The 20,771-nt window shown below is 67.7% G+C and carries 18 protein-coding genes; 9 read left to right on the top strand and 9 right to left on the bottom strand.

The window, feature by feature from the left end; all coding sequences use genetic code 11:
- Position 1: 1 nt before the first annotated feature.
- Entirely contained in the window at positions 2-574 is a 573-nt protein-coding gene (locus ACIQTX_RS01380) for a dihydrofolate reductase family protein (RefSeq protein WP_402967924.1), read from the bottom strand.
- A 142-nt stretch (positions 575-716) separates the two neighbouring features.
- Here ACIQTX_RS01380 and ACIQTX_RS01375 point away from each other — a divergent pair, with 142 nt between their 5' ends.
- From ACIQTX_RS01375 to ACIQTX_RS01360, 4 genes are all read left to right on the top strand, one after another.
- Positions 717-1,193: a MarR family winged helix-turn-helix transcriptional regulator gene (locus ACIQTX_RS01375; RefSeq protein ID WP_402967921.1), complete on the top strand. Its 477-nt coding sequence runs from the start codon at positions 717-719 to the stop codon at positions 1,191-1,193.
- Positions 1,186-1,974: a HEAT repeat domain-containing protein gene (locus ACIQTX_RS01370; protein WP_402967918.1), complete on the top strand. Its 789-nt coding sequence runs from the start codon at positions 1,186-1,188 to the stop codon at positions 1,972-1,974. The genes ACIQTX_RS01375 and ACIQTX_RS01370 overlap by 8 nt, the downstream gene beginning before the upstream one ends.
- An 81-nt stretch (positions 1,975-2,055) precedes the next feature.
- A complete protein-coding gene (locus tag ACIQTX_RS01365) occupies positions 2,056-2,757 on the top strand; it encodes a GntR family transcriptional regulator (RefSeq protein WP_402967915.1) in 702 nt (233 codons plus the stop codon).
- Between the two features lie 41 nt (positions 2,758-2,798).
- On the top strand, positions 2,799-3,485 hold the full coding sequence (locus ACIQTX_RS01360) for a GntR family transcriptional regulator (RefSeq protein ID WP_402967912.1): 687 nt from the start codon (positions 2,799-2,801) through the stop codon (positions 3,483-3,485).
- Between the two features lie 99 nt (positions 3,486-3,584).
- On the opposite strand, the gene ACIQTX_RS01355 is transcribed toward ACIQTX_RS01360, so the two are convergent.
- Positions 3,585-4,841, bottom strand: coding sequence for an MFS transporter (locus ACIQTX_RS01355; RefSeq protein WP_402967909.1), 1,257 nt, complete (start codon positions 4,839-4,841; stop codon positions 3,585-3,587).
- A gap of 78 nt (positions 4,842-4,919) precedes the next feature.
- Between ACIQTX_RS01355 and ACIQTX_RS01350 the strand changes: the two genes are divergently transcribed.
- Positions 4,920-5,363, top strand: coding sequence for a winged helix-turn-helix transcriptional regulator (locus ACIQTX_RS01350; RefSeq protein WP_402967906.1), 444 nt, complete (start codon positions 4,920-4,922; stop codon positions 5,361-5,363).
- 24 nt (positions 5,364-5,387) lie between these two features.
- Here ACIQTX_RS01350 and ACIQTX_RS01345 read toward each other — a convergent pair whose 3' ends face one another.
- A complete protein-coding gene (locus ACIQTX_RS01345; RefSeq protein WP_402967903.1) occupies positions 5,388-6,356 on the bottom strand; it encodes a GNAT family N-acetyltransferase in 969 nt (322 codons plus the stop codon).
- Between the two features lie 148 nt (positions 6,357-6,504).
- Here ACIQTX_RS01345 and ACIQTX_RS01340 point away from each other — a divergent pair, with 148 nt between their 5' ends.
- Positions 6,505-7,137 (top strand): hypothetical protein, encoded by a 633-nt coding sequence (locus tag ACIQTX_RS01340; RefSeq protein WP_402967900.1) that lies wholly within the window; start codon positions 6,505-6,507, stop codon positions 7,135-7,137.
- Positions 7,138-7,175: 38 nt separating this feature from the next.
- On the opposite strand, the gene ACIQTX_RS01335 is transcribed toward ACIQTX_RS01340, so the two are convergent.
- The 3 genes from ACIQTX_RS01335 to ACIQTX_RS01325 form a co-directional block, all read right to left on the bottom strand.
- On the bottom strand, positions 7,176-7,475 hold the full coding sequence (locus ACIQTX_RS01335; RefSeq protein WP_402967897.1) for a hypothetical protein: 300 nt from the start codon (positions 7,473-7,475) through the stop codon (positions 7,176-7,178).
- The gene (locus tag ACIQTX_RS01330; protein WP_028501241.1) at positions 7,472-7,738 is read right to left on the bottom strand and encodes a hypothetical protein; all 267 of its coding nucleotides are present in this window, start codon (positions 7,736-7,738) and stop codon (positions 7,472-7,474) included. Before ACIQTX_RS01330 ends, ACIQTX_RS01335 begins: the two co-directional genes overlap by 4 nt.
- Before the next feature lie 304 nt (positions 7,739-8,042).
- Positions 8,043-8,636 carry an isochorismatase family protein gene (locus ACIQTX_RS01325; RefSeq protein WP_402967894.1) on the bottom strand — a complete coding sequence of 198 codons (594 nt, stop codon included), beginning with the start codon at positions 8,634-8,636 and terminating at the stop codon, positions 8,043-8,045.
- 124 nt (positions 8,637-8,760) lie between these two features.
- Here ACIQTX_RS01325 and ACIQTX_RS01320 point away from each other — a divergent pair, with 124 nt between their 5' ends.
- The gene (locus ACIQTX_RS01320) at positions 8,761-9,714 is read left to right on the top strand and encodes a GlxA family transcriptional regulator (protein WP_402967891.1); all 954 of its coding nucleotides are present in this window, start codon (positions 8,761-8,763) and stop codon (positions 9,712-9,714) included.
- Positions 9,715-9,941: 227 nt separating this feature from the next.
- Positions 9,942-15,908, top strand: a complete 5,967-nt coding sequence (locus ACIQTX_RS01315; RefSeq protein WP_402967888.1) for an LPXTG cell wall anchor domain-containing protein — start codon at positions 9,942-9,944, stop codon at positions 15,906-15,908.
- A 9-nt stretch (positions 15,909-15,917) separates the two neighbouring features.
- Here ACIQTX_RS01315 and ACIQTX_RS01310 read toward each other — a convergent pair whose 3' ends face one another.
- Both ACIQTX_RS01310 and gap read right to left on the bottom strand, forming a co-directional pair.
- A complete protein-coding gene (locus ACIQTX_RS01310; protein ID WP_402967885.1) occupies positions 15,918-16,472 on the bottom strand; it encodes a TlpA family protein disulfide reductase in 555 nt (184 codons plus the stop codon).
- On the bottom strand, positions 16,465-17,496 hold the full coding sequence (gene gap / locus ACIQTX_RS01305; RefSeq protein WP_402967882.1) for a type I glyceraldehyde-3-phosphate dehydrogenase: 1,032 nt from the start codon (positions 17,494-17,496) through the stop codon (positions 16,465-16,467). Before gap ends, ACIQTX_RS01310 begins: the two co-directional genes overlap by 8 nt.
- 206 nt (positions 17,497-17,702) lie before the next feature.
- Here gap and ACIQTX_RS01300 point away from each other — a divergent pair, with 206 nt between their 5' ends.
- Positions 17,703-19,559 carry an MOSC domain-containing protein gene (locus ACIQTX_RS01300; protein WP_402967879.1) on the top strand — a complete coding sequence of 619 codons (1,857 nt, stop codon included), beginning with the start codon at positions 17,703-17,705 and terminating at the stop codon, positions 19,557-19,559.
- Here ACIQTX_RS01300 and ACIQTX_RS01295 read toward each other — a convergent pair.
- A complete protein-coding gene (locus ACIQTX_RS01295; protein ID WP_402967876.1) occupies positions 19,552-20,703 on the bottom strand; it encodes a calcium:proton antiporter in 1,152 nt (383 codons plus the stop codon). The genes ACIQTX_RS01300 and ACIQTX_RS01295 overlap by 8 nt on opposite strands.
- Positions 20,704-20,771: the final 68 nt, after the last annotated feature.

Genomic DNA, 20,771 nt, shown 5'->3' with positions numbered 1-20,771 from the left:
ATCAGCGGGCCACGTCGTAGACGACCTTCACGACGCCGTTCGCGTAGGCGGCCGATTCGCGCAGCGTCAGCCGCTGCTCGCGTGGCCCCGACGGGAAGATCCGCTTGCCGGAGCCGAGAAGCACCGGGAACGTCAGCAGGTTGTACCGGTCGATGAGGTCGGCCTCGGCGAGGCGGAGGGCGAGCTCCGCACTGCCGTGGATGAAGATGCCGCCGCCGTCGCCGGCTCGGAGGCTCGCGACCTCATCGGTCGAGCGCAGGATGCGGGTCTCGCCCCATCCTTCGACCAGGTCGTGTTCCGTGAGGGTGGTCGAGACGACGTACTTGGGCAGATCCCGATAGGAGGCGTGGTCTTCCGAATCCCGCCAGAACGGCGCGAAGGCCTCGTAGCTGCGACGCCCGAACAGGAGCGCCGTGGTGTCGGCCAGCTCTTCGCCCTTCAAGGAGTATGCGTCGGCGTCGAAAGGCGTGCGGAGGACCCATCCGCCGTTCGGGTGGCCTTCGACCGCGCCGCCGGGGGAGTCGACGATGCCGTCGGCGGTGATGAATCCGGTGTAGACGAGTTCGCGGGTCATGTTCTTCCTCCTGCTCGGGGTCGCCGTTCGACCCTCTCATCATGACGTCGAACGGGAATCCCCGAAATCGACACCTCCTCCGGAACGCGACGTTCAGGATGCGCTTTGGCAATATCATTAGCCGCCTAGTAATCTCTGATCGATGACGAATGCGGTGGGGATCAAGCAAGAGCTTCTGCTGTCGCGGCTCGGCGACGACGATGCCGCACGATTGGTGATGACGGTGCTGACGACCGCGCGCCGGATCGACGCCGCGTGCGCGGAGCTGCTCGCCCGACATGATCTCTCCGAGGGGCGGATGGCTACGCTCCTGGCGGTCTCCGCTGAGTCGGGGATCACGCCACGGCTGCTCGCGACTCGGCTCGCTGTCACTTCCGCGACGGTCACTGGGCTCCTGGACCGGCTCGAGCGCGACGGGCTGATCGAGCGCCACCCCCATGCGAGCGACCGGCGCACGCACACGCTCGTCGCGACCCGTGCGGGCGAGCAGCTCATCGCCGAGTTGGTGCCCGTCTACGCAGGCTGGCTGCGACAGCTCGGAGTCGGGATCAGCGCTGTGGAGCGCGACGGCGCAGCGCTCGTCCTGGCCGCCTTGCAGCAGAACCTCGCCGGTGAGTAGTCAGGCGAGCGGACGAGGCGCACGCACTCTGGCCGACATCGACGCGGCGCACCTGGAAGCGCTCAACACGGGCACCGCATCGTCGCGCACGCTCACCGAAGCCCTCGCCATCGACCACACGATGCTGCTCCGCACAGTGTTCCCCGACGCAGACGACGGGTTGCTCGCCGAAGCCGCCGAGGCGCAGCAACTGGGCATCCTCAAGCGGATGGCGCGCATCGGAGCCGCCCTGGCAACCCGACTCGATTCCGCCGAGCTCGAGTACGTGGCCGGCCATCCCTCCGACACCGTGCGCGGGTGGGCGTGCTTCCTCATCGCCGCGCGTCCTAGCGCCCCGCCCGCGCTGCTCGATCGACTCCGGCGGTTCGCCGATGACGAGCACTTCGCCGTTCGCGAGTGGGTATGGATGGCCGCTCGCCCGGTGCTCGTGACCGATCTCGGAGCCAGCATCGACATCCTCACCGGATGGACGAGTGATCCGTCTGAGCGTGTTCGCCGGTTCGCCAGCGAAGCGCTGCGGCCACGAGGCGTGTGGGCAGCGCATATCGGCGTACTCAAGGAGCATCCGGAACGCGGCGAAGCGATCCTGCATCCGCTGCGTGCCGACCCCTCTCGCTCGGTGCAGGACTCCGTCGCCAACTGGATCAACGACGCCGCGAAGACCCGCCCTGACTGGGCCGTCGAGCTCTGCGACCGATGGGCCGGGGGAAGCGACGCCGCGGCAACGGCCTACATAGTGAAGCGCGCGCGGCGCTCTCTCGTTCGCACTCCCGGACGGTGATCGGTGGGGCGCTCGCCTCTTGTCGTGGTCCGCACCGGCAGAACCGAGACAAACGAAAGGCCGCTGGCTAGTCTGGCCGTTATGACGGACGAGCCGAAACCTTCGACGAAGGCCCGTCCGCGCACGCTGATCCGTGATCAGATCTATGCCCGCCTGGCGCAGGAGATCGTGACGGGGCGTCTGGCACCGCTCGAGGAGATCCGTGATCAGGATCTTCAGGCCGAGTACGGAGTCTCCCGCACACCGATCAGGGAGGCGCTCATCCGGCTCGCCGACGTGGGCCTGGTGGAGATGAGTTCGAACCGCTTCACTCGGGTGGCACCCATCGACCTGCAGGCCCAGTCGGATCGAGCCGAGGCCGCGGGGGCGCTGGTCGCGTATGCGGCGGCGAAAGTGGTTCCGAACCTGACCGACGACCAGCTGGCTTCTCTCGACGCCAAAGTGCAGGCGATCCTGGACTCCGATCTCACCCGAGGTGGCATGCCCGACGGGCTGCGGCTCTGGTTCGCCCTGTGGGTCGAGGTGATCGAGCTGGCCGACAACGCGGTCGTCACCGAAATCCTCGATCGCAATCTCGTCCTGCACCTGAGCCGCTCGGTTCAGGATCGGCCGCTACCGCAGTGGCTCGGAGACCAGCAGCGCGCGCTCGTCGAGCCGCTTCGGAGCGCACTCCGAGCCCGAGACGGCGATGCGGCGCGCGATGCGGTCTTCGAGATCTTCCGCATCACCACCGTCGAGCGGTTGCGCGCGGCGCTCACCGGCGAATGGCGGCTCCCCGAGTGAGTAGCGCCGAGTCGGATCCGCGCGCTGGCGCTTCCTCGTTCATGTCGGTTGAGATCCTGGATCTCGTCGACCGGAAGGAGCTGGCCGCTCCCCGACCCGTCCCGACGCGACTGGAATCCGTGGTGGAGGCGCTGACCACGAAGATGGAGACCGGAGACCTGCCGCCGGGCGCGGCTCTGAAGGTCTCGAAGCTCTCGAAGGAGCTCGATGTCGCCCCGAACACCGTGCGCGAGGCGATCTCGATCCTGACGGCGCAGCATCTGGTCGAGGCGCATGCGCACAAGTCGTCGGTCGTGGCGACCCCGACGGATGCGTGGCTCGCGGCCATCGTGGCGGAGTGCGCGGGGTTGTCCACCCTGGCCGCGACCCTGGGCATCGCCCGCGCAACCCCGAACGAGCGCCGGGAGTTCCGGGTGGCAGCAGAGCACACGATCACGGCCTGGCGCGCGCCGCTCGTCGACCACCGCGTCGCCTCAGGGCTGACCTGGAACCTCTTCCAGCAGCTCGCCTCCTTCTCGCGGAATCAGTATCTAGAGGCGATGCATGCCGCCAAGCGCCCCGCCCTCGTGCTCGGATTCACGCACCTCGGGCGTGAGCGCAACGCAGCGATGGTGAGCAATGCGATCGCGGAGCTTCTCGACGCGGTCGAAGACGAAGCGGCTCATGAGGGGGCAGAGATCGTCGGCGACCTCTACGTCTACGTGCTCGACGACCTCACGCCGGACTGACCGCGCACTGATATTTCACCGCGACGGACGGATCACGGATACCGTTTGATTGTCGCCTTTCTGATGGCGACAGCACAGCACTCCCGACGGTCCCCACCGTCACAGCGATCGTCCCCAAGATCGCGCATCGACGGGTGCTGCGCTTCGTTCGTTGGCCGCCGTCCCCACGGCGGCCGGCGGACGCCCAATCCCGCTCTCGAATGCGCGACGCAGGGCAGTGATGCCGAGGATCCAGGCGACGAGACCCGCGGCGGCGAAGGCCGCACCGAGGAACGCGGACCCCACCCACCCCGAGATGCTGAAGACGAGCGTGGTCGTGGCAGCGCCAACGGCGGATCCCAGTGAGTAGAAGATCATGTATCCGCCGACGGTCGTCGACACCCGATCGGGGTGCAGCGTGGTCAGGATGTGCTGGTTGCTGACGTGGGCGGCCTGCACGGCGAAGTCGAGCATGACGATGCCGACGACGACCAGGATCAGCGACCAGGAGAGGTGACCGATCAACGCCCAGGAGGCGATCAGGGCGACCAGCGCGAGCCCGGTGATGCGATTCGCCTTGCCGTCATCAGCCCAGCGGCCCGCACGGACGGCACCCAGGGTGCCGGCGAGACCGGCCAGACCCAAGAGCCCGATCTGGGTCTCGGTGAGGTGCCAGGGCGCTTCGGCCAGGGGAAGCGCCAGCCCGCTCCAGAGCGTTCCGAACGAAGCGAAGAGGAAGAAGGCGATCACACCGCGGCTGACGAAGGCGGGTTCGGCGAGCAGGCGACCGAGTCCTCGGACGAGATCCGCGTAGCGGCGGACGGGCGGGCGGACGTCGATCGGAAGAGCGAGGAGGGCGAGAGCTCCCAGCGCCACGGTCGCCACCGCCAGGGCCACGTAGACACTTCGCCACCCCCAGGTGTCGGTGAGCGCGCCGGCGATCAGACGTGAGCCGAGAATGCCGACCACGACGCCGGATGTCACGAATCCCAGATTTCGCCCTCGCTCCGCAGGTTCGGACACGGCCGCGGCGTAGGCGACGGTCGTCTGCACCACGACCGCGAAGAGTCCGGAGAACGCCAACCCGACGTAGGCCACCCATGCTGTCGGGGCGGTCGCGACCACAGCCATGCCGATTCCCACGAGGCCGAGGTGGAGGGCGATCAGCCGTCGTCGATCCAGCCGGTCGCCGAGAGGGACAAGCAGGACGAGCCCGATGAGATAACCCAGCTGTCCGGCCGAGACGAGCCAGCCCAGCGCCTCGGTCGATACTCCGAGGTCGCGCCCCATCTCGGCGAGCATGGGTTGCGCGGCGTACACGGTCGCGACGGCGGCCGCGCAGATGACAGCCAGCAGAGTCTTCGTCTTGAGGTTCACGCTCTTCCTTTGGTTGCAGATTGCTACCGAATGAACCGTAGGGGATAATGGTTTCAAATCGCAACTCTTGGAGATGTCATGAGCGAACCCGTCGGACTCCCGCAGTGGACCGATCCGAGCTGCCCGGTCGGCCGGGCAGTCGACCTCATCGGCGATCGGTGGAGCATGCTGATCATCCGGGACGCGATGGACGGTGCCCGCTCATTCACCGACTTCCAGCAGCGCACGGGCATCGCGCGCAACATACTCGCCGACCGCCTGCGCAGACTCGTCGGCTACGGGCTCATGACTCATGTCGATGCGCCGGCCGGCAAACGCAAGCTCTACGAGCTGACCCCCGATGGCGAGGACCTGTTCCCCATCGTCCTTGCCCTTCGGCACTGGGGGGAGGGGCATGCTTTCCGCGACGGGGAGACGCATTCGACTCTGATCGACGCCATGGGAGCTCCAGTGACTGCGCCGGAGCCGGTCGGCGCGGACGGAACGCGGCTCACGAGCCGGAACACCCGCGTCGTGAAGTGAGGGCACCCGCGCGTCGTGCGGGTCTCAGCCCAGCGGGCCCTCGAGCACGGTGAGCACGTCTGCCTCCTCGAACCCGATGGATCTGTTGAGCGCGAGCATCGGCTCGTTCGTCAGCGCCGTGTAGGTCTGCAGAAAAAGCGAGCCGGCGCTCTCCGGGACGCTCTCGAGTCGGCGGAGGTTGGCGATCTTCAGCGCGCGGCCGATGCCGCGACCACGAACGCGCTCCTCGACGAAGGTGTCGTCCTGAAGCACGATCTTCGGATCCGGCCGCGAGAGGAGGATCTCGGTGTAGCCCACGGCTTCCCCGTCTACGCGGGCCAGGCTCCGCACCAGGGCATATCCCTGTTCGGACATGCGCTCCTCGTTCCGGCGCACGGCCTCGACATCGGCGGGCAGGGCGGTGCGGGTCAGGTCGCCCATCGGCACGTCGTCGGACATGTGAGAGCGAAGCCGAGCCCACCCGTCGAGCAGCTCATCGGGGCACGCACCCACCCACGAGAGAACCTCGACATCTGACGGAGCACCCGGGAGTCCGTCGAACGCGCCCTCGGACAGAGGGAGGTCGACCACCTGCCGGCTTTCGCGAACGCCGACTCGCAACCCCTCGGAACGCGCGAAAGCGACTCCGACATCGGAGTACGTCTCGGTGCGCATCAGCGTTGCGGTACCGCGCAGTGCGTCCCGGACGGCAGCGAGCAGCGCACGGGCGACCCCGCTGCGGCGGAAGGCATCGAGAACCGCGATCTCGGCGTCGGCCGGTTCGCCGGGATGCGCGTGCGCTTCGGCTGCGCCGACCGGAACCCCGTCGATCTCGGCGAGCAGCAGCACCGAGCGGCGGGTCGGATGCGGCTTCTGGAACTGCAGGCGCGTCGCATCGTCGCTGCGGGACCACACCTTCTGACGCCCGACCGAGTAGCCGTCACGGAGGATTCCGTTCCACTGGACCAGACGAGCGGTGTTCTGCGGATCGACGTCCGTGACATGGATACTCAACGGAGATCACGACGCTTTCGGTGTTCGAAGACGGATGGGTGCATGACCCAGGTTGCCATGCCGCCGAGCCGTTATCCCTTCCCTTGCTGCCTCGGGCATCTGAGAAGGTGGAGGCAGGAGTTGCCCCTGAGCAATGAAGCGGTGAGTGATGAGTGGACCTGATTCTCCGGTGATCGCGATCGAAGGCGCATCGTCGCGGTGGTCGCCGTGGTGGCTGGCATCGGGAGCGCTGTTCATCGTCTCGGCGCTGCTGGTCGCGTTCCGCAGCCTTCCCGGCTCTCTCGTCGTGGACGTTCTCGTCGTGATCTCGACCACGGCGACCGTGGCCTTCAGCCTCGCGCTCGTTGCAGCCGGTGTCGGTGCCGCGCGCCGCGACGGCACTGTTCAGCTGCCGAACGCCGCGATCGTCTCCCTCTTCCTCCTCGCGGCCTGGCTCCCCGTGGGGCCGCCGGTGCTGGCAGCTTCATTCGACTTCGCCTCGGCGGCGCCGTTCTATGTGAACGCCCTCGTCGAGCTGGGGCTGAGCGGTGCGATCGTCGCCGGGGTGCTTCGCAGTCCGTTGGTGAAGCCCTGGCGGTTCGTTCCCGCGATCGCGCTCGCCGCGGTGGTTCTGGGGTCTCTGATGGAGGTCGCCATCATGTCGGGCGGCGTGTCCGACCAGAACGCGATGATCCTGGTCGTCAACGTGATGATCCTGACGCGCATCCTGGCAACGGGCGCGTTGGGTGCCGTCGCGTTCCGGGCTGCTCGCTCACGTTCCGGGTCGGTGGTCGTGCTCTAGGGGTGACCCTCGTCCTAGACCCTGCTGCTCGCCCTGCGTCACGCGACGGTGACGTAGCCGCTCGAGGAATCGTCTTCGACGAGGGCATAGGTGAGGACGCCGTCCGAGTGGGGCCGAGTCTGCCGCCACACTCGCTCGTGCCCACCTGCGGCGTAGTCGAGCACGATCCATTCGGGTGTCCGCGGATCACGACGCCCGACGACGTACGAGGCGCTGCCGAGGCCGACCGAGCTGAGCTGCGCGACGAACTGATCGGCACCCAGCGGCGCCGTCGGCAGGCTGCAGAGCTCGGAAGAGCGGATGTGCAGGGTCAGCTCCGCCTCGGCCCTCCTCTTCATGCCGACCTCCCGGCGCGCGCACCCAGCTCGCTGGTGTCACGGAGGCCGTGCGCGTCGAGGTAGGCGCGGATCACATCGTGGACGATGCGGATTTGGGCCTCGTTCCCCATGGCGGCCTGCATGGCACCCATCGTGGGTGCCGGTTTGCCGTTCACGCGGTCGAGTGCCTCCCAGACGATGTCCTCACGTGAGCCACGGCCCATCGAGTGCGGCATCGAGCTGAACACCGGATTCTGCTTCCAGCCGGTTCGGGTCTCCTCCATCAGCGGTTCCTCTCCTCTGTTTCCGGGCGCAGTCGGATGCGGGTGCACCAGATCATGCGCGATGAGCGCGCAAAACATCCCTGGGGCGAAGTGCCCCCGATGGACGGCGCGCGATCTGCCGACCGGACGCTTCCCTGAGAGCTGTCGGATGTCGACGTGAGGAAGGTCGATTCGGTCTTTCGGTTCCCTACGACCGTACCACGTTATTTTGAGTCATTCAAAATAAAGATCGCCGCTGGGTGCGACGAAGGCCCGGCTCTCAGAGAGCCGGGCCTTCGTCGCGTGGGAAATCGTTCCAGGATCGTCAGGAGAGGTCGGCAGCAGTCGGAACCACGGTCGCGTAGAGGTCGGCGATGCCGGCGAGGGCTGCGCGGTGGAGCTGCGCGGCCGACACGTCACCGACGACCGAGGGGAGACTCCGCGTCGCGGTGGCGGCAGCGACGACGGTCGGACGGTTTCCCCGGAGGAAGGCGCCTTCGGTCGTGTAGTTGACGCACATGTGTGTCATGAATCCGGCGATGACGACGTCTTCGTGGCCGGTCGCGTCGATGAGATCCCCCAGCTCGGTGCCGACGAAGGAGTTCGGAGCCGTCTTCACGACGACCGCTTCGTCATCGTTCGGAGCGACGCGCTCGTGGATCGCGCCGATGTCGTCGCGGATGTCGTATGCCGAACCGACGCCGCCATCGTGCTGCACGTGGATCACGGTCGCACCCGCGCGGCGCGCCCTCGCGAGAAGGTCGGCGGCGGCATCGAGTGCCGCGTCCCATCCCTCGAGCTCCATCTCGCCGCGAGTGTAGGTGTTCTGGAAGTCGATGAGCACGACGGTCGAGGTCGCGAGCGCGGCAGGGCTGTCGACGATGCCGCTCAATGTGCGGAGTGTGGCTGACGTGGTCATGGCGGGTGTCCTCTCTCAGGGGTCGTCTGTAGTCTGGTTGACCCGAACCCCTCTGAACAGCAGGATTCGGGTCAGGTGTCGCCATGATCGGCTCGTCCGCATCGCACGGGAGGAAGGAACGCACATGGGCGCTCCCCGCGTGACGGTGATCGCTGTGGATGGCATCAGCCCGTTCCACCTCTCCGTCCCGTCCCTCGTGTGGGGTGGCGAGACTCCCGTCGGTGAGATCGATCCGTGGCCGATCCGGGTCGCGGCCCTGCGGGCGGGCACGCTCCGTACCTCCGCCGACTTCGACATCGACGTGCGACACGGGCTCGAAGCCGTGCGCGGTGCCGACGTCGTCGTGGTGCCGTGGTGGGGTGAGCCCGACCGCGCGGCGCCGGACGAGCTGTCGCTCGCACTGCGCGATGCGCGCGACGACGGCGCCGAGCTGGTCGGGCTGTGCCTGGGCGCATTTCCGCTCGCCGACAGCGGAGTGTTGGACGGGCGAACCGCGACCACGCACTGGAAGTGGGCCGAAGTGTTCCGGGAGCGGTTCCCCCGCGTCTCGCTGGAACCCGACGAGCTCTACATCGATGAGGGGGCGATCATCACGGGTGCCGGAGCCACCGCCGGCATCGACGCCTGCCTCCACCTCCTCGCCCGGAGAGAAGGCCAGCACGTCGCGAACCGCGTCGCACGGAGGATCGTCGCACCGCCGCATCGAGCCGGCGGGCAGGCGCAGTTCATCGAGCGGCCGATCCCGGAGGCCGGTGGCGACCCGATCGACGAGGCGATGCGGTGGAGTGCGGCGAACCTCGAGGCTGACCTGTCGATCGACGTGCTCGCCGCCCGCGCGCATCTCAGCCGCAGCTCGTTCACTCGGGCTTTCCGCGTCCGCACGGGTTCGACGGTCGCGAAGTGGGTGCTCGCCCAGCGCCTCGCGGCGGCACGGGAGTTGCTCGAGGCCACCTCGCTCCCGGTCGATGCAGTGGCATCGACGACGGGGTTCGGAGGGGCGGCTCTCTTCCGCCAGCACTTCGGCCACGCATTCGGTGCGACGCCGAGCCAGTATCGATCGGCATTCCGAGCTTCCTGACCCGAGGCGCGTGTGACGATCACCGCTGTGGCTCCGAACTTCTCACCCCGGGTGGGTGAGGCGGGAGACCGCGCCCCTAGAGGGGCACCGTCTCCCGCTCCTATACTCCACAGAACATGAACACGTGGTCATCGGCCCGGCCTCACCACTGATCCATCGAGACGGCGTCGGCGGCCCGCACTCCTTCGTTGCCCCTGCGGCATCTCTACGAAACGAGCACCATGTCGATGACGTCACGGCCCACCGAGAACCGGTTGCGCAAGTTCCTCCTCTCCCTCGTCGCGGTCTTCGCACTCGTCGGCGCCGGCCTCGTCGTGCCCCTCGCCGCACAGGCGGCAGAGTCCTCGCTCCGCATCGACAAGCGCGTCGATGGGCTGGACACGCAGGACACGCTCGGCCCGGGCGACGAGTTCACCTACACCGTCGACCTGGTCTGCGACGACGTCGACTGTCTCAACGTCGTGCTCACTGACACCCTCCCGGCCGAGTTCGCGGGATTCGAGTTCGTCGGCTCCTCGTACACTCCCTCCGACCTGCCGCTCACCGTCACCTCCGAGGGATGTGTGGAAGACGGTGGCGTACCGGTCGAGGTCACGGATGACTGCACGTTCCAGGTCGTCTTCCAGCAGCCGGTGGACGGCGGGATAGGCCTCGAGGCGGGTGGAACGCTGAAGCTGAGCCTCGTGCTCCGGGTCCCCCTCGATCTGCCGGCGGATTGGCAGTACAACGGCGACACCGTCACGAACACGGCGGCGGCGGACTGGGACAACGGTCCTGGCGATCTGCCGGCGACGATCACGGACACGGCCGACGCGGTCGTCACGGTCGACACCGTGATCGGGGTCGAGGCCAGCAAGAGCTGGACGCCGGCTTCGCAGCAGTTCGATCCGGGAGAGACCTCGGAGATCACGATCGGCGCGCAGAACCAGTCGAACATCGGTGCCGACACGCTCGTGATCCAGGAGCCGACGACGGCGGCCGACGGGGCGACGACTCTGGCCGCAGACAACCCGTTCCGCATCGTCGACTTCGAGGGATTCGGGGCCACCACCTTGCCGCCGGCGGCGACGGCGGTGCAGGTCGACGCCTATGTGTACGACGAGGGGACAGGCACGTGGAGCTGGCAGTCGGGAACGCCGGGTGCGGCCCCGGCGCTTCCCGCAGGCGTCGATCCGGCGGACGTCGGCGGTATCCGCCTGACGTACTCCGGAGGCACGATCGCGTCCGATTCCGCTGCCTCGACGGCGTTCTCCGTGGGCCAGCGGTCGACGGATCGCAACGACGGGAGCACGCTCGCCACCGGCGACACCGTGACCAACAGCATCACCTCCACCGTGAACGCCCCCGGCGGCGCGACGGCGAACGACGACGCCACCGCGCCGTATGAGATCGGACCCCTGACGGTCGACGTGCTCGCGGGAAAGACGATCACCCCCGCCGAGCTCGCAGCCGGTGGTGAGGCGCTCGCGGAGCTCACCGCGACCAACACCTCGAACGGCCCGGTGGAGAGCCTCACGATCTCCGACCTCAGCTTCTTCGACGCGGACATGGTCTTCGGCGGCTTCCCCTCCGGTATCGACTACCCCGCGGGAGCGACAGCGGCGACGATCACCTGGTACATCGACGGGGTCGCGCAGGCACCGGTCCCCTTCGCCGATTCCGCGTCTCCGACCCCGCCGCCGGGGACCGTCACTGGTTTCGTGATCGAGTTCACCGGAGACATGCCGGCGAACACCGCGGCGACGATCGACGTCGCGATCGAACCCGCACTCTCGCTGGTCAGCACCGAGGTGCCGACGCATCAGCGCACGAACACGATCGACGTGACGGCCACGAACGATGTGGGAACGGCCGATGACTCCGCCGCCGACGACATCGCCGTCTACTTCCCGCAGATCGGCGTCGCCCTCGACAAGCAGATCACCCCCGGCGGGGCGGTGGAACCGGGCAACAGCGTCGTCGCGAGCCTGACCGCCACGACCGAGACGGGCGTCGCGCAGGTCGACCCGACCCAGATCGTCGTCGAGGACACCTGGCGCGATGATCAGGTCGACGACTTCTGGAACGCGTTCGACATCGTGGCGATCGCCCCGACCCAGGTCCCGCCGAACACGACGGCGACCGCCGAGTACCAGCGCGCCGACGGCACCTGGGTCACACTTGCCACAGTCAGCACCGGTGCGACCGCAGAGACTTTCCAGATGAGCCGCGCCGAGTTCGCCGCCGCGCTGACGCCACCCGACGTGCCATCCGATGTCACGGGCATCCGCTTCACCTTCGACAACCCTGACGGCTTCTCGCAGGGGTTCAGCGTCGAACCGAACCTCGTCTTCGAGGCGCGGACCGACCTTCGTGACGGCTCTGGGCCCACGGATCCACGTGATGATCCTGCCGACGAGCAGTCGGCGCAGCGACCCACCGTCTACGAGAACGAAGCCACGGCGCAGAGTCATGGCGAGGTCGACGGCCTCCCGGACGGCATCGACAGCGACGTCGTCACCGATCAGGACACGATCGGCGTGCAGACACCCGCGACGGGTGAAGGGGCGGGCGTCGACGCCAACAAGCGGTGGGTCGAGAGCGGCGACAAGACCACTGATGTCGACTTCCTCGATGCGCAGTCCGGCGACATCGTCTCCACGCGCAATGAGTGGCGGACCGGGACCACCGGCATCAACACCCTCGTCCTCACTGACCCTGCCACCGCGCCCGACACCGATCCGGCAGGTGCGGCGACGACCGTCTTCCAGGCGTTCGATCTGCTGAGCATCGACCCCATCACGCTCGCCGACGATCCGCTGCTGGCCTGGGACGACATCACCGAGGTCTGGTTGTTCGTCGACGGTGCCTGGGCGCCCATCTCTCCGCCCGGCGGTTCCTGGATGGGCGCGGACGGCTTCATCGGCTACACGCTCACTCCGCAGCAGACCGCCGGTACGACCGGTGTGCGCCTCGTCTATGCGCCCGACGATGCCACGCGTGCCGCCAGCACCGACCCGACGAGGCCCGAACCCGGCTCCGGTCTCGCCACCTCGGCGGTGGGTCAGTACCGCCCGACCTTCCTCACCTGGGAGCTGCGCAACGTCGTGCGCGACGAGACGGCGACGACCGACCGCTGGGTGAGCGCCGATCAGACCTTCAACGATCCCGACGCCGGGATCGTGTGGAACTCGCTCCGCGGGGACTGGACCTCGGCGGCAGGCAACGGCAGCGATACCGAGCAGGACAACATCACCCTGATCGATCAGCCGCCGCTCGTCTCGGTGGACAAGACCGTCACGCCCTCGACCGTGACGATCCCGGAGTCGGCCGACGTGGACCCGGTGAACTATCCGACGGTGACGTTCGACATCGCCGCGAGGAACGACAGCACCGCGCGCGCCTCGTACGTACGGGTGACCGACCCGATCCCGTGCGCTGCCGGCGCGGCCGACCAGTGCGTGAGCGCGGCCGATGCCTGGGCCGACGACCCCTTCGATGGCGCCGACTACGACGCGGCGACCAACCCCTACGAGCGGCTCGACGTGCAGTCACTCGTCTTCACCTATCCCGCCGACCAGGTCGACGCCGCAGCCTCCACGGTGACGCTGTGGGACCGTGCGGCCGACGGCACCCTGAGCACGCGCACACTGTCGATCACGGCAGCGGCCGCGCTCGCGTCGAGCGACCTGACGACCGTCGTCGGCGTGAGCGTGGTGTTCCACGGCATCGCTCCGGAGACCGAGGGCGGCAGCATCCGCGCCGGCGAAAACCTCGGTGTGCAGATCGAGACCCGCGTGCGGCAGTATGAGCGCTCGGATGCCGGCCAGCTCGTTGAGCCGGGTACCGTCGCCAATGACGTGATCGCGCAGTCGTACGACCCGGTCCTCACGCCGTCCGGCACCGCGTCGACGCCGAACGATACGGCCACCGACACGGTCGTGTTGGTCAGTGCGCTCCTCGACGTGACTCTCGCGAAGACCATCGATCCGGATGCGATCCTCGAGACCGAGTTGGCGAATCCCGTCACCGTGACCCTGGATGCGACGGACGGAGCCTCGACCGCGGCCACGCAGCAGGTCACGATCACCGATGCGGATGCCGACTTCTGGAACGCGGTGCAGCTGGCGCCCGATCCGGCGTTGAGCGTCGTGATCCCGGCAGGTGCCGATCAAGTGCGCATCGATGCGCGCGTGGGGACGAACTGGGTCGAGGGCGCATACGCGCCGACCGCCGCCCTCCCCGCGGGAGTCGATCCGTCCGCCGTCGTCGGGCTTCGGGCGGTGTTCCGTAACGCCGCCGGTGACGTGTTCTCCCGCAACGCGCCACCGGACGACTGGACTGCCCAGCTGGCCTTCGATGTCGTCGTGTTGGCGACGCAGCGCGACGGTGCCCCGCTGGCGCTGCCCACCACGCTCCCGAACGCGGCCACCGCGGAGAGCGCGAGACTCGACGGGCTCTACGCTCCGGCAGACGACGAGGGCGATGCCGAACTGGCCATCGACCCCGGCACGCATCAACTCGACGTGGTGAAGTCCCAGCCGGGAACGAGCCATGTCGTCTCCATCGGTGCGAGCCTGCCGTGGACGTTGCAGTTCACGAACACGGGTACCGGGTTCGTCACGATCGATCAGCTCGTCGATCAGCTCCCGGAGTATCTCGACTGGGACTTCTCGCCGCCCACCTATCAGACTTCCGCGGGCGGAACGCTGTCCACCGACGTGTCGGCGCTGATCGACGGCACCGGCAAGAACGTGACGTTCACGTGGCCGGAGGGGGGTGACCGGATGTCTCCCGGCGAGGTCTTCACCATCACCGTGAACCTCGTGCTCGCACCAGGGCTCACTCTCGACCAGTTCACGACCAACACGTTCGTCGTCACCACGGATGAAGAGCTCGACGCCTGTACGAACGCTTCTGGCAATGGAGAGGGTACGGTTCCCGACCTCGCCGCCGACCAGTGCGGCACGACGAACTACGTGCAGCCGTCGCCCGGCGGAGCGCTCGCGGCGTACAAGTACGTCAAGGGGGAGATCGACGGTGACCTGGTCGACGGTCAGCTGAACCTCAACAACCCCGACGCGGCGTGCCCGCTCGATCCTGACGGGTACACCCGCACGCCGTGCGCCGCTTACACCGCGGTGGGCGCGACGGATGACTGGCGACTCTCGGTCGTGAACAGCGGCACGGTCGGCTTCGAGACCGTGTCGCTCGTGGATCCCCTCCCGAGGATCGGCGACCGGCTGCTCGCGACCGGCGCGGCGCGCAACAGTACCTACGCGCCGGTGCTCCTGCCGGACTCGCTCTCGGCCAACGTGCTGCCCGCCGGGGCGACGCTCACGCTCGATGTCACGACATCCGCTTCGCCCTGCGTCGGGACGGGATCCACTTCCGCCTGGTTCGACGACCTGCTCTGCGACACCACGGCGACCTGGACCCCGGTCCTCTCCTACAGCGGAGCCTGGGAGGATGTCACCGGAATCCGCGTCACGATCGACTTCACCGGGACCGCCGCCGGCTCGTTCGCACCCGGTGAGGTCTTGTCTCTGCACTACGAGACGCAGAACGTGCCCGAGTCGGCCACGTATCCGGACCTCGCCCCGATCGCTGTTCCCGATGCGGGCGGGATCGCCTGGAACCAGATGGGTGCGGTGGGGACCGATGCCGGAGGCCGCGAGTACTCAGTCGCCCCCGTGCAGGCCGGAGTCATGCTGCTCGACGGCGACCTCGCTGTGCAGAAGGTCGTGGCGGGTGACACCGGTCGTGCGCCCGACGCGTTCGACTTCCAGCTCGACTGCACGGTGGCGGGCGTTCCGCTGGCGCTGCCGGCAGACGGGGCCATCAGCGTCTCGAACCAGAGCCAGTTGAAGGGGCGCCTCGATGGGCTCCCACTGGGTTCGACCTGCGCTGTCGCCGAGACCGGCGCGGTCGGGGCGCACGGCGAAGCCTCCAGGCTCGGAGACGGTCAGATCGTCACGATCACGACGCCTTCGACTCCGGGGTCGGAGCCGCCGACGACCCAGACCGCATCGATCACGAACGTTTACCCGGTGCTGCCGCCCGATCCGACGCCCGATCCGACGCCGGATGGTGGCGGCGGACTCCCGACGACGGGTCTGGACGGCTCGTCCGTGTCGTTGCTCGCGGGGCTCGGTGCGCTCCTTCTACTGGCGGGCGCGTTCCTCGTCCGCCGTCGGCGGGGTGTCCTGCGGTAGCGCGGAGGCTCAGTTGCACACGCCGTCGATGCTGCACGACTCGCCGGCTTGCCCCGCCACACCTTCGGTCACCAGCGCGGAGGTCGTGGCGGGCTCGGCGAGGAGCCGCCCCAGGTACACACCGAGGGCGACCTCGTCGACCGTGCCGAAGGCGATCTGCCGCACGCGGCCTTCTCGATCGACGATCATCATCGACGGCGTACCCCGGAGTCCGTATCGCTGCATGGTCGCAGGGATGTCGTGACCTGCGACCGGACGATCGATCGCCACCGGGAACTCGATCCGGTACTCCGAGAGGAAGACCTCGAGCGCCTCGCGTCCCATCACGGCATGATGCTCGAAGACCGTGTGCAGCCCGAGGACGACGAGCTCGCTGGGATCGAACATCCCGTGAAGGCGCTGCGCCAGGGGGAGCCCGTGACTCACGCATCCGGGGCAGAGCATCTGGAACGCTTCGACGATCACCACTCGTCCGCGGAGGGATTCGGGGCTGATCGGGGCGCTGTTCACCCACCCCGAGACGTCGAGCGCGAACGTATCGGCGTCGGGCAGCGACTCAGGCACCGGCGGTCTCCTCGCGAGAGGGCAGCCGCTCGGCGACGTATTCGGTGAGGTCTGCCAGACGGTTCGAGTAGCCCCACTCGTTGTCGTACCAGGCCGACACCTTCACCTGGTCGCCGATCACGCGGATCAGGCCCGCATCGAGGATCGAGGAGTGCGGATCGGCGACGATGTCCGATGAAACGATCTCCTCCTCCGTGTAGCGCAGGATGCCTTTCAGCGGCCCCTCTGCGGCCTCCCGGTATGCGGCCTTCACCTCTTCGACGGTCACGGGCCGCGAGGCGGTGACGGTGAGGTCGGTGATGGAGCCGGTGAGCACCGGCACGCGCAGGGCGAAGCCGTCGAGCTTTCCCTCGAGTTCGGGGATGACCCGGCCGATGGCCTTGGCCGCTCCCGTGCTGGTCGGCACGATGTTGACTCCGGCCGCTCGAGCGCGGCGGAGGTCGGAGTGCGGACCGTCCTGCAGGTTCTGGTCGGCGGTGTACGCGTGCACCGTGGTCATCAGGCCGGCCTCGATCCCGAAGGCATCGTGGAACACCTTCGCGACCGGTGCCAGGCAGTTCGTCGTGCAGGAGGCGTTGGAGATGATGTGGTGCCGCTCGGGGTCGTACGTGTGCTCGTTCACGCCGAGGACGAACGTGCCGTCGTCGCCGGTCGCCGGCGCTGAGATGATGACCTTCCGAGCGCCGGCCTCGACGTGCTTCGCGGCGAGCTCAGCTTTGGTGAACAACCCGGTCGACTCGATCACGATGTCGACACCGAGATCGGCCCACGGCAAGCGCAGGGGATCACGTTCGGAGAACACGCGGATCGCCTGCCCGTTGACGAACAGGTGGGTATCGTCGTGCTTCACCGGCCCCGGCAGGGTGCCGTTGGCTGCGTCGTACTTCAACAGGTGCGCAAGAGTGCGCGTGTCGGCGAGGTCGTTGACGGCGACCACCTCGAGATCCGAGTTCTTCGCGAGCAGGGCTCGGAAGTAGTTGCGCCCGATGCGTCCGAAGCCGTTGATGGCGATCTTCGTGGACATGATGCTCCCTCCTGTGCCGGGTTCCGGCATTGTGACTTTTGACCTATGCCAAAAATATCATGGGGAGAGAGGCCGGGGGCTGAACACCCTTCCGTTGACGGCGTGCGGAGGCGTTCGGGTCGGATCCAATGCCGGAATACCAAGTAGTGAAGCCTTCGAGAGCCGAAGATGATGGTCGATCTACATAGCCGAACAAAGGGGTATTCGTGGACAGAAGCCGAGTCGTTCTCGAGAGCATCATGCGTTATCCGGTGAAAGGCCTGGCGGGTGTGCCCACGCACGACTCCGTGCGGCTCGACCCCGGTCGTGGATTGCGCTGGGACAGGGCATTCGCGATCGCCCGCAACGATTCGACTCTCGACGCCACGGGATGGCGACCCCGCGAACACTTCTTCCACCTCGCCCGCCACGAGCACCTCGCCCGGATCTCTCTCGGGCTCGTCGACGCAGACTCCGACTCGCCCTTGCTGACTGTCGAGACGTCAGCGGGAGCGGCGTCGGGAGGACTCGGTGGTTCGTGCCCCGAGAGTGATATGCCGACGATCGATTCGCGGACCATCGACGATCTCCTGCGTCGAACTCTGGGGACGGATCGTGACGAGCCTCGGCTGGTGGCCACCACATCGGCGGGGCTATGGGATTGGGAGCACGCAGATCTATCGCTCATCAATCTCGCCACTTTGGAAGAGCTCGGACGTGAGGCTGGCGTGCGCTTCGATCGGCGTCGGGTCCGCGGGAACTTCTACCTCTCCGGGCTGAAGCCTTTCGAAGAGTTCGAGCTCGTGGGGCGACGAATCCGCGTGGGCGACGTAGAGCTCGAAGTGTTCCAGCCGACCGATCGCTGCCGCGCCACCACTATCCGTCCGGAGGAAGGCGTATCCGACCTCAACGTTCCTGCCCTCTTGGCCGCGCGCTATGGCCACGCCTTCTGCGGTGTCTATGCGCGGGTCGTCCGGGGAGGAACCGTCCGCGCAGGCGATGAGGTTCGCGACACAGGCGCTGCTGCGCTCTCCGCTCGGGAAGGCAGACCCAGCTGGCCGCGCACCGCACGCGTGGTGGGTCGGGTTGAGGAATCAGATGATGTCGTGAGCCTGTGGCTCACAGACCCACTCGACCTCCTCACCACGGCAGCTCCGGGAACCCATGTGCAGGTGCATCTTCCTGGCGCTCCCACCCCCAACTGGCGGTCGTACACGATCTCGGGAACCGCTCCCGGGAGGTTCCGCATCAGCGTGAAGCGCGATGGGCTGGTGTCAGGGATGCTGCACGACGCGTACGAGGTCGACGAGAAGATGCTCGTCACAGGGCCGCATGGTGTCGGGAACGACGACGCGTCGCGCGACCTTCTGGTGGTCAGCGCCGGCATCGGTATCACCCCCACGTTGGCTGTGCTGCGCTCGCGCGCAGCACAGGGTGGGACCGGGCGAGTGCGCGTTATGCACAGTGTGCGCGATGCGGCGTCACTGCCTCTATGGGCGGAGGCATGTCAGGCGGTCGCCGAGATTCCGGATGCGACGGCGCACCTGCACGTCACACGCACAGACCCACCGGAGCACCGGGGCGGCTTCACGGCCGTCGGGGAATCGATCGGTGCCGCTGCCCTCGCGTCGGCGGTGGCGGAGTTGGATCTCGACCGCGCCGATGCGTCCGTGTGCGGACCGACGGGCTTCGCGACCGACATGCGCGACCTGCTCACCCGACTCGGGTTCGCCCCCGATCGCATCCGCATCGATGCCTTCTACTCTCCGGCGAGCCCGGAGTGGGGACCTCCGCGCACGCCCCGAGCCGAGCTCCCGCTGAACGTCGATTCCGCGTCTGAGTCCTTCGTGTGGGAGCCCGCGGCGGGGAGTCTTTTGAACGCCGCCGAGCGTGCGGGGCTCGACTGGCCGAGTGAATGCCGCGTCGGGGTCTGCGGCACCTGTGTGCGCACCGTGACCGACGGAGAGTTCGAGTACCTCAACGAGCCGGTGTTCGAGCCGGGGCCAGGGCGAGTCGTCGTCTGCAGTGCCGCGCCTCTGACAACGCTGCGCCTGGATGAGCCACTCACACCAGGCCTCAGCTGAAGAGCACCACCAGGTACACCGCGAACGTCACCAGGTGCGCCGCGCCGTGCATCGCGGTCACACGTTTCGCGGCGAATGTCGTCACCGACAGCAGCAGCGTGACGCCGAGCATCAGCAGGTTCGCCGGCGACTCCGCGAGCACGACCGTCTGGCCGGTGAACATGCCGATGATCAGCACTGCGGGGATCGTCAGGCCGACGGTGGACACCAGAGCTCCGAGGCCGAGGTTGTTCACGCGCTGGGCTTCGCCGCCGAGTGCAGCACGCACTGCGGTGATCGACTCCGGCAGGAACACGATCCCCGCGATGAGCACGCCGGCGAGGGCGACCGGCGCTCCGAGGCGACCCAACCCGTCGTCGAGCAGCGCAGCCATGTCGTGCGACAGGAGGACGATGGGGATGACGGTGATGACAAGCAGCGCGAGGCGGACGATGATCTCCGTGCGGTGCTCGGCCAGCACCTGGCGGATCCCGCCTGCGGCTTCCGCCTTCTCCTGATGCTGCGCGGTCTGGAGCAGGCGCGGGTCGACCTCGGTGAAGTCACTCGCCTGCGCACCCATCTGCCGGTAGAGGAAGAAGGCGTAGAGCACGACAGTGAGCACGATGATCGGGATCTCCTGAGCCGTCGTGTACGAGCCGTCGGTGCCGATCAGGGCGGGAAGGCCGAACGCGAGCGCGACGAGCACGACCAGCATCGACAGGTACGCCGAGGTGCCGGTGCGGTTGTGGGCCATACCGCGATGGCGGAGTCCGCCGAGGAGGAGAGCGAGGCCGATGACGAGGTTGAGGATGATCATCGAGACGGCCATGACCGAGTCGCGGGCGATGGTCGCATGCTCGCCCGGTCCGAGCATGACCGCGGAGATCAGGATGACTTCGATCAGCACGATCGACAGCGTCAGGACGAGCGAGCCGTAGGGGTCGCCGAGCCGATGCGCGAGGGCCTCGGCCTGCTTCACGACGCCGAACGCGCAGACGAGGATCACCGCGATGATCGCCCCGAGCGCGATGATGAGGACGGGTACTGGCACAGGGGGCGCCAGCACCGGGTGGAGGAGGAGGAGTGCTGCGAAGGCGCCCCATCCAAGCACGACGCGGACGATATCCGTGACGCCGATCAACTGCCTAATCTCCGTGCGTGACATCGCCGGACTCCTTCGAGGTGGGGCCGTCCCCGAATGATAACCACGACCGGGTCGTCCCGGCCGCAGCG

Origin of the sequence: Microbacterium sp. NPDC090281, from assembly GCF_044769635.1 — a bacterium.
Lineage (GTDB): Bacteria > Actinomycetota > Actinomycetes > Actinomycetales > Microbacteriaceae > Microbacterium.
The sequence above is the reverse complement of the archived record's forward strand: the minus strand, read 5'-3'. Positions and strand labels throughout refer to the sequence as shown.

Excerpts from the sequence above, each read along its gene's own strand:
- ACIQTX_RS01380 (WP_402967924.1), bottom strand. The coding sequence starts at position 574 with ATGACCCGCGAACTCGTCTACACCGGATTCATCACCGCCGACGGCATC.
- ACIQTX_RS01375 (WP_402967921.1), top strand. The coding sequence starts at position 717 with ATGACGAATGCGGTGGGGATCAAGCAAGAGCTTCTGCTGTCGCGGCTC.
- ACIQTX_RS01365 (WP_402967915.1), top strand. The coding sequence starts at position 2,056 with ATGACGGACGAGCCGAAACCTTCGACGAAGGCCCGTCCGCGCACGCTG.
- ACIQTX_RS01360 (WP_402967912.1), top strand. The coding sequence starts at position 2,799 with ATGTCGGTTGAGATCCTGGATCTCGTCGACCGGAAGGAGCTGGCCGCT.
- ACIQTX_RS01350 (WP_402967906.1), top strand. The coding sequence starts at position 4,920 with ATGAGCGAACCCGTCGGACTCCCGCAGTGGACCGATCCGAGCTGCCCG.
- ACIQTX_RS01340 (WP_402967900.1), top strand. The coding sequence starts at position 6,505 with ATGAGTGGACCTGATTCTCCGGTGATCGCGATCGAAGGCGCATCGTCG.
- ACIQTX_RS01335 (WP_402967897.1), bottom strand. The coding sequence starts at position 7,475 with ATGAAGAGGAGGGCCGAGGCGGAGCTGACCCTGCACATCCGCTCTTCC.
- ACIQTX_RS01330 (WP_028501241.1), bottom strand. The coding sequence starts at position 7,738 with ATGGAGGAGACCCGAACCGGCTGGAAGCAGAATCCGGTGTTCAGCTCG.
- ACIQTX_RS01325 (WP_402967894.1), bottom strand. The coding sequence starts at position 8,636 with ATGACCACGTCAGCCACACTCCGCACATTGAGCGGCATCGTCGACAGC.
- ACIQTX_RS01320 (WP_402967891.1), top strand. The coding sequence starts at position 8,761 with ATGGGCGCTCCCCGCGTGACGGTGATCGCTGTGGATGGCATCAGCCCG.
- ACIQTX_RS01315 (WP_402967888.1), top strand. The coding sequence starts at position 9,942 with ATGACGTCACGGCCCACCGAGAACCGGTTGCGCAAGTTCCTCCTCTCC.
- gap (WP_402967882.1), bottom strand. The coding sequence starts at position 17,496 with ATGTCCACGAAGATCGCCATCAACGGCTTCGGACGCATCGGGCGCAAC.
- ACIQTX_RS01295 (WP_402967876.1), bottom strand. The coding sequence starts at position 20,703 with ATGTCACGCACGGAGATTAGGCAGTTGATCGGCGTCACGGATATCGTC.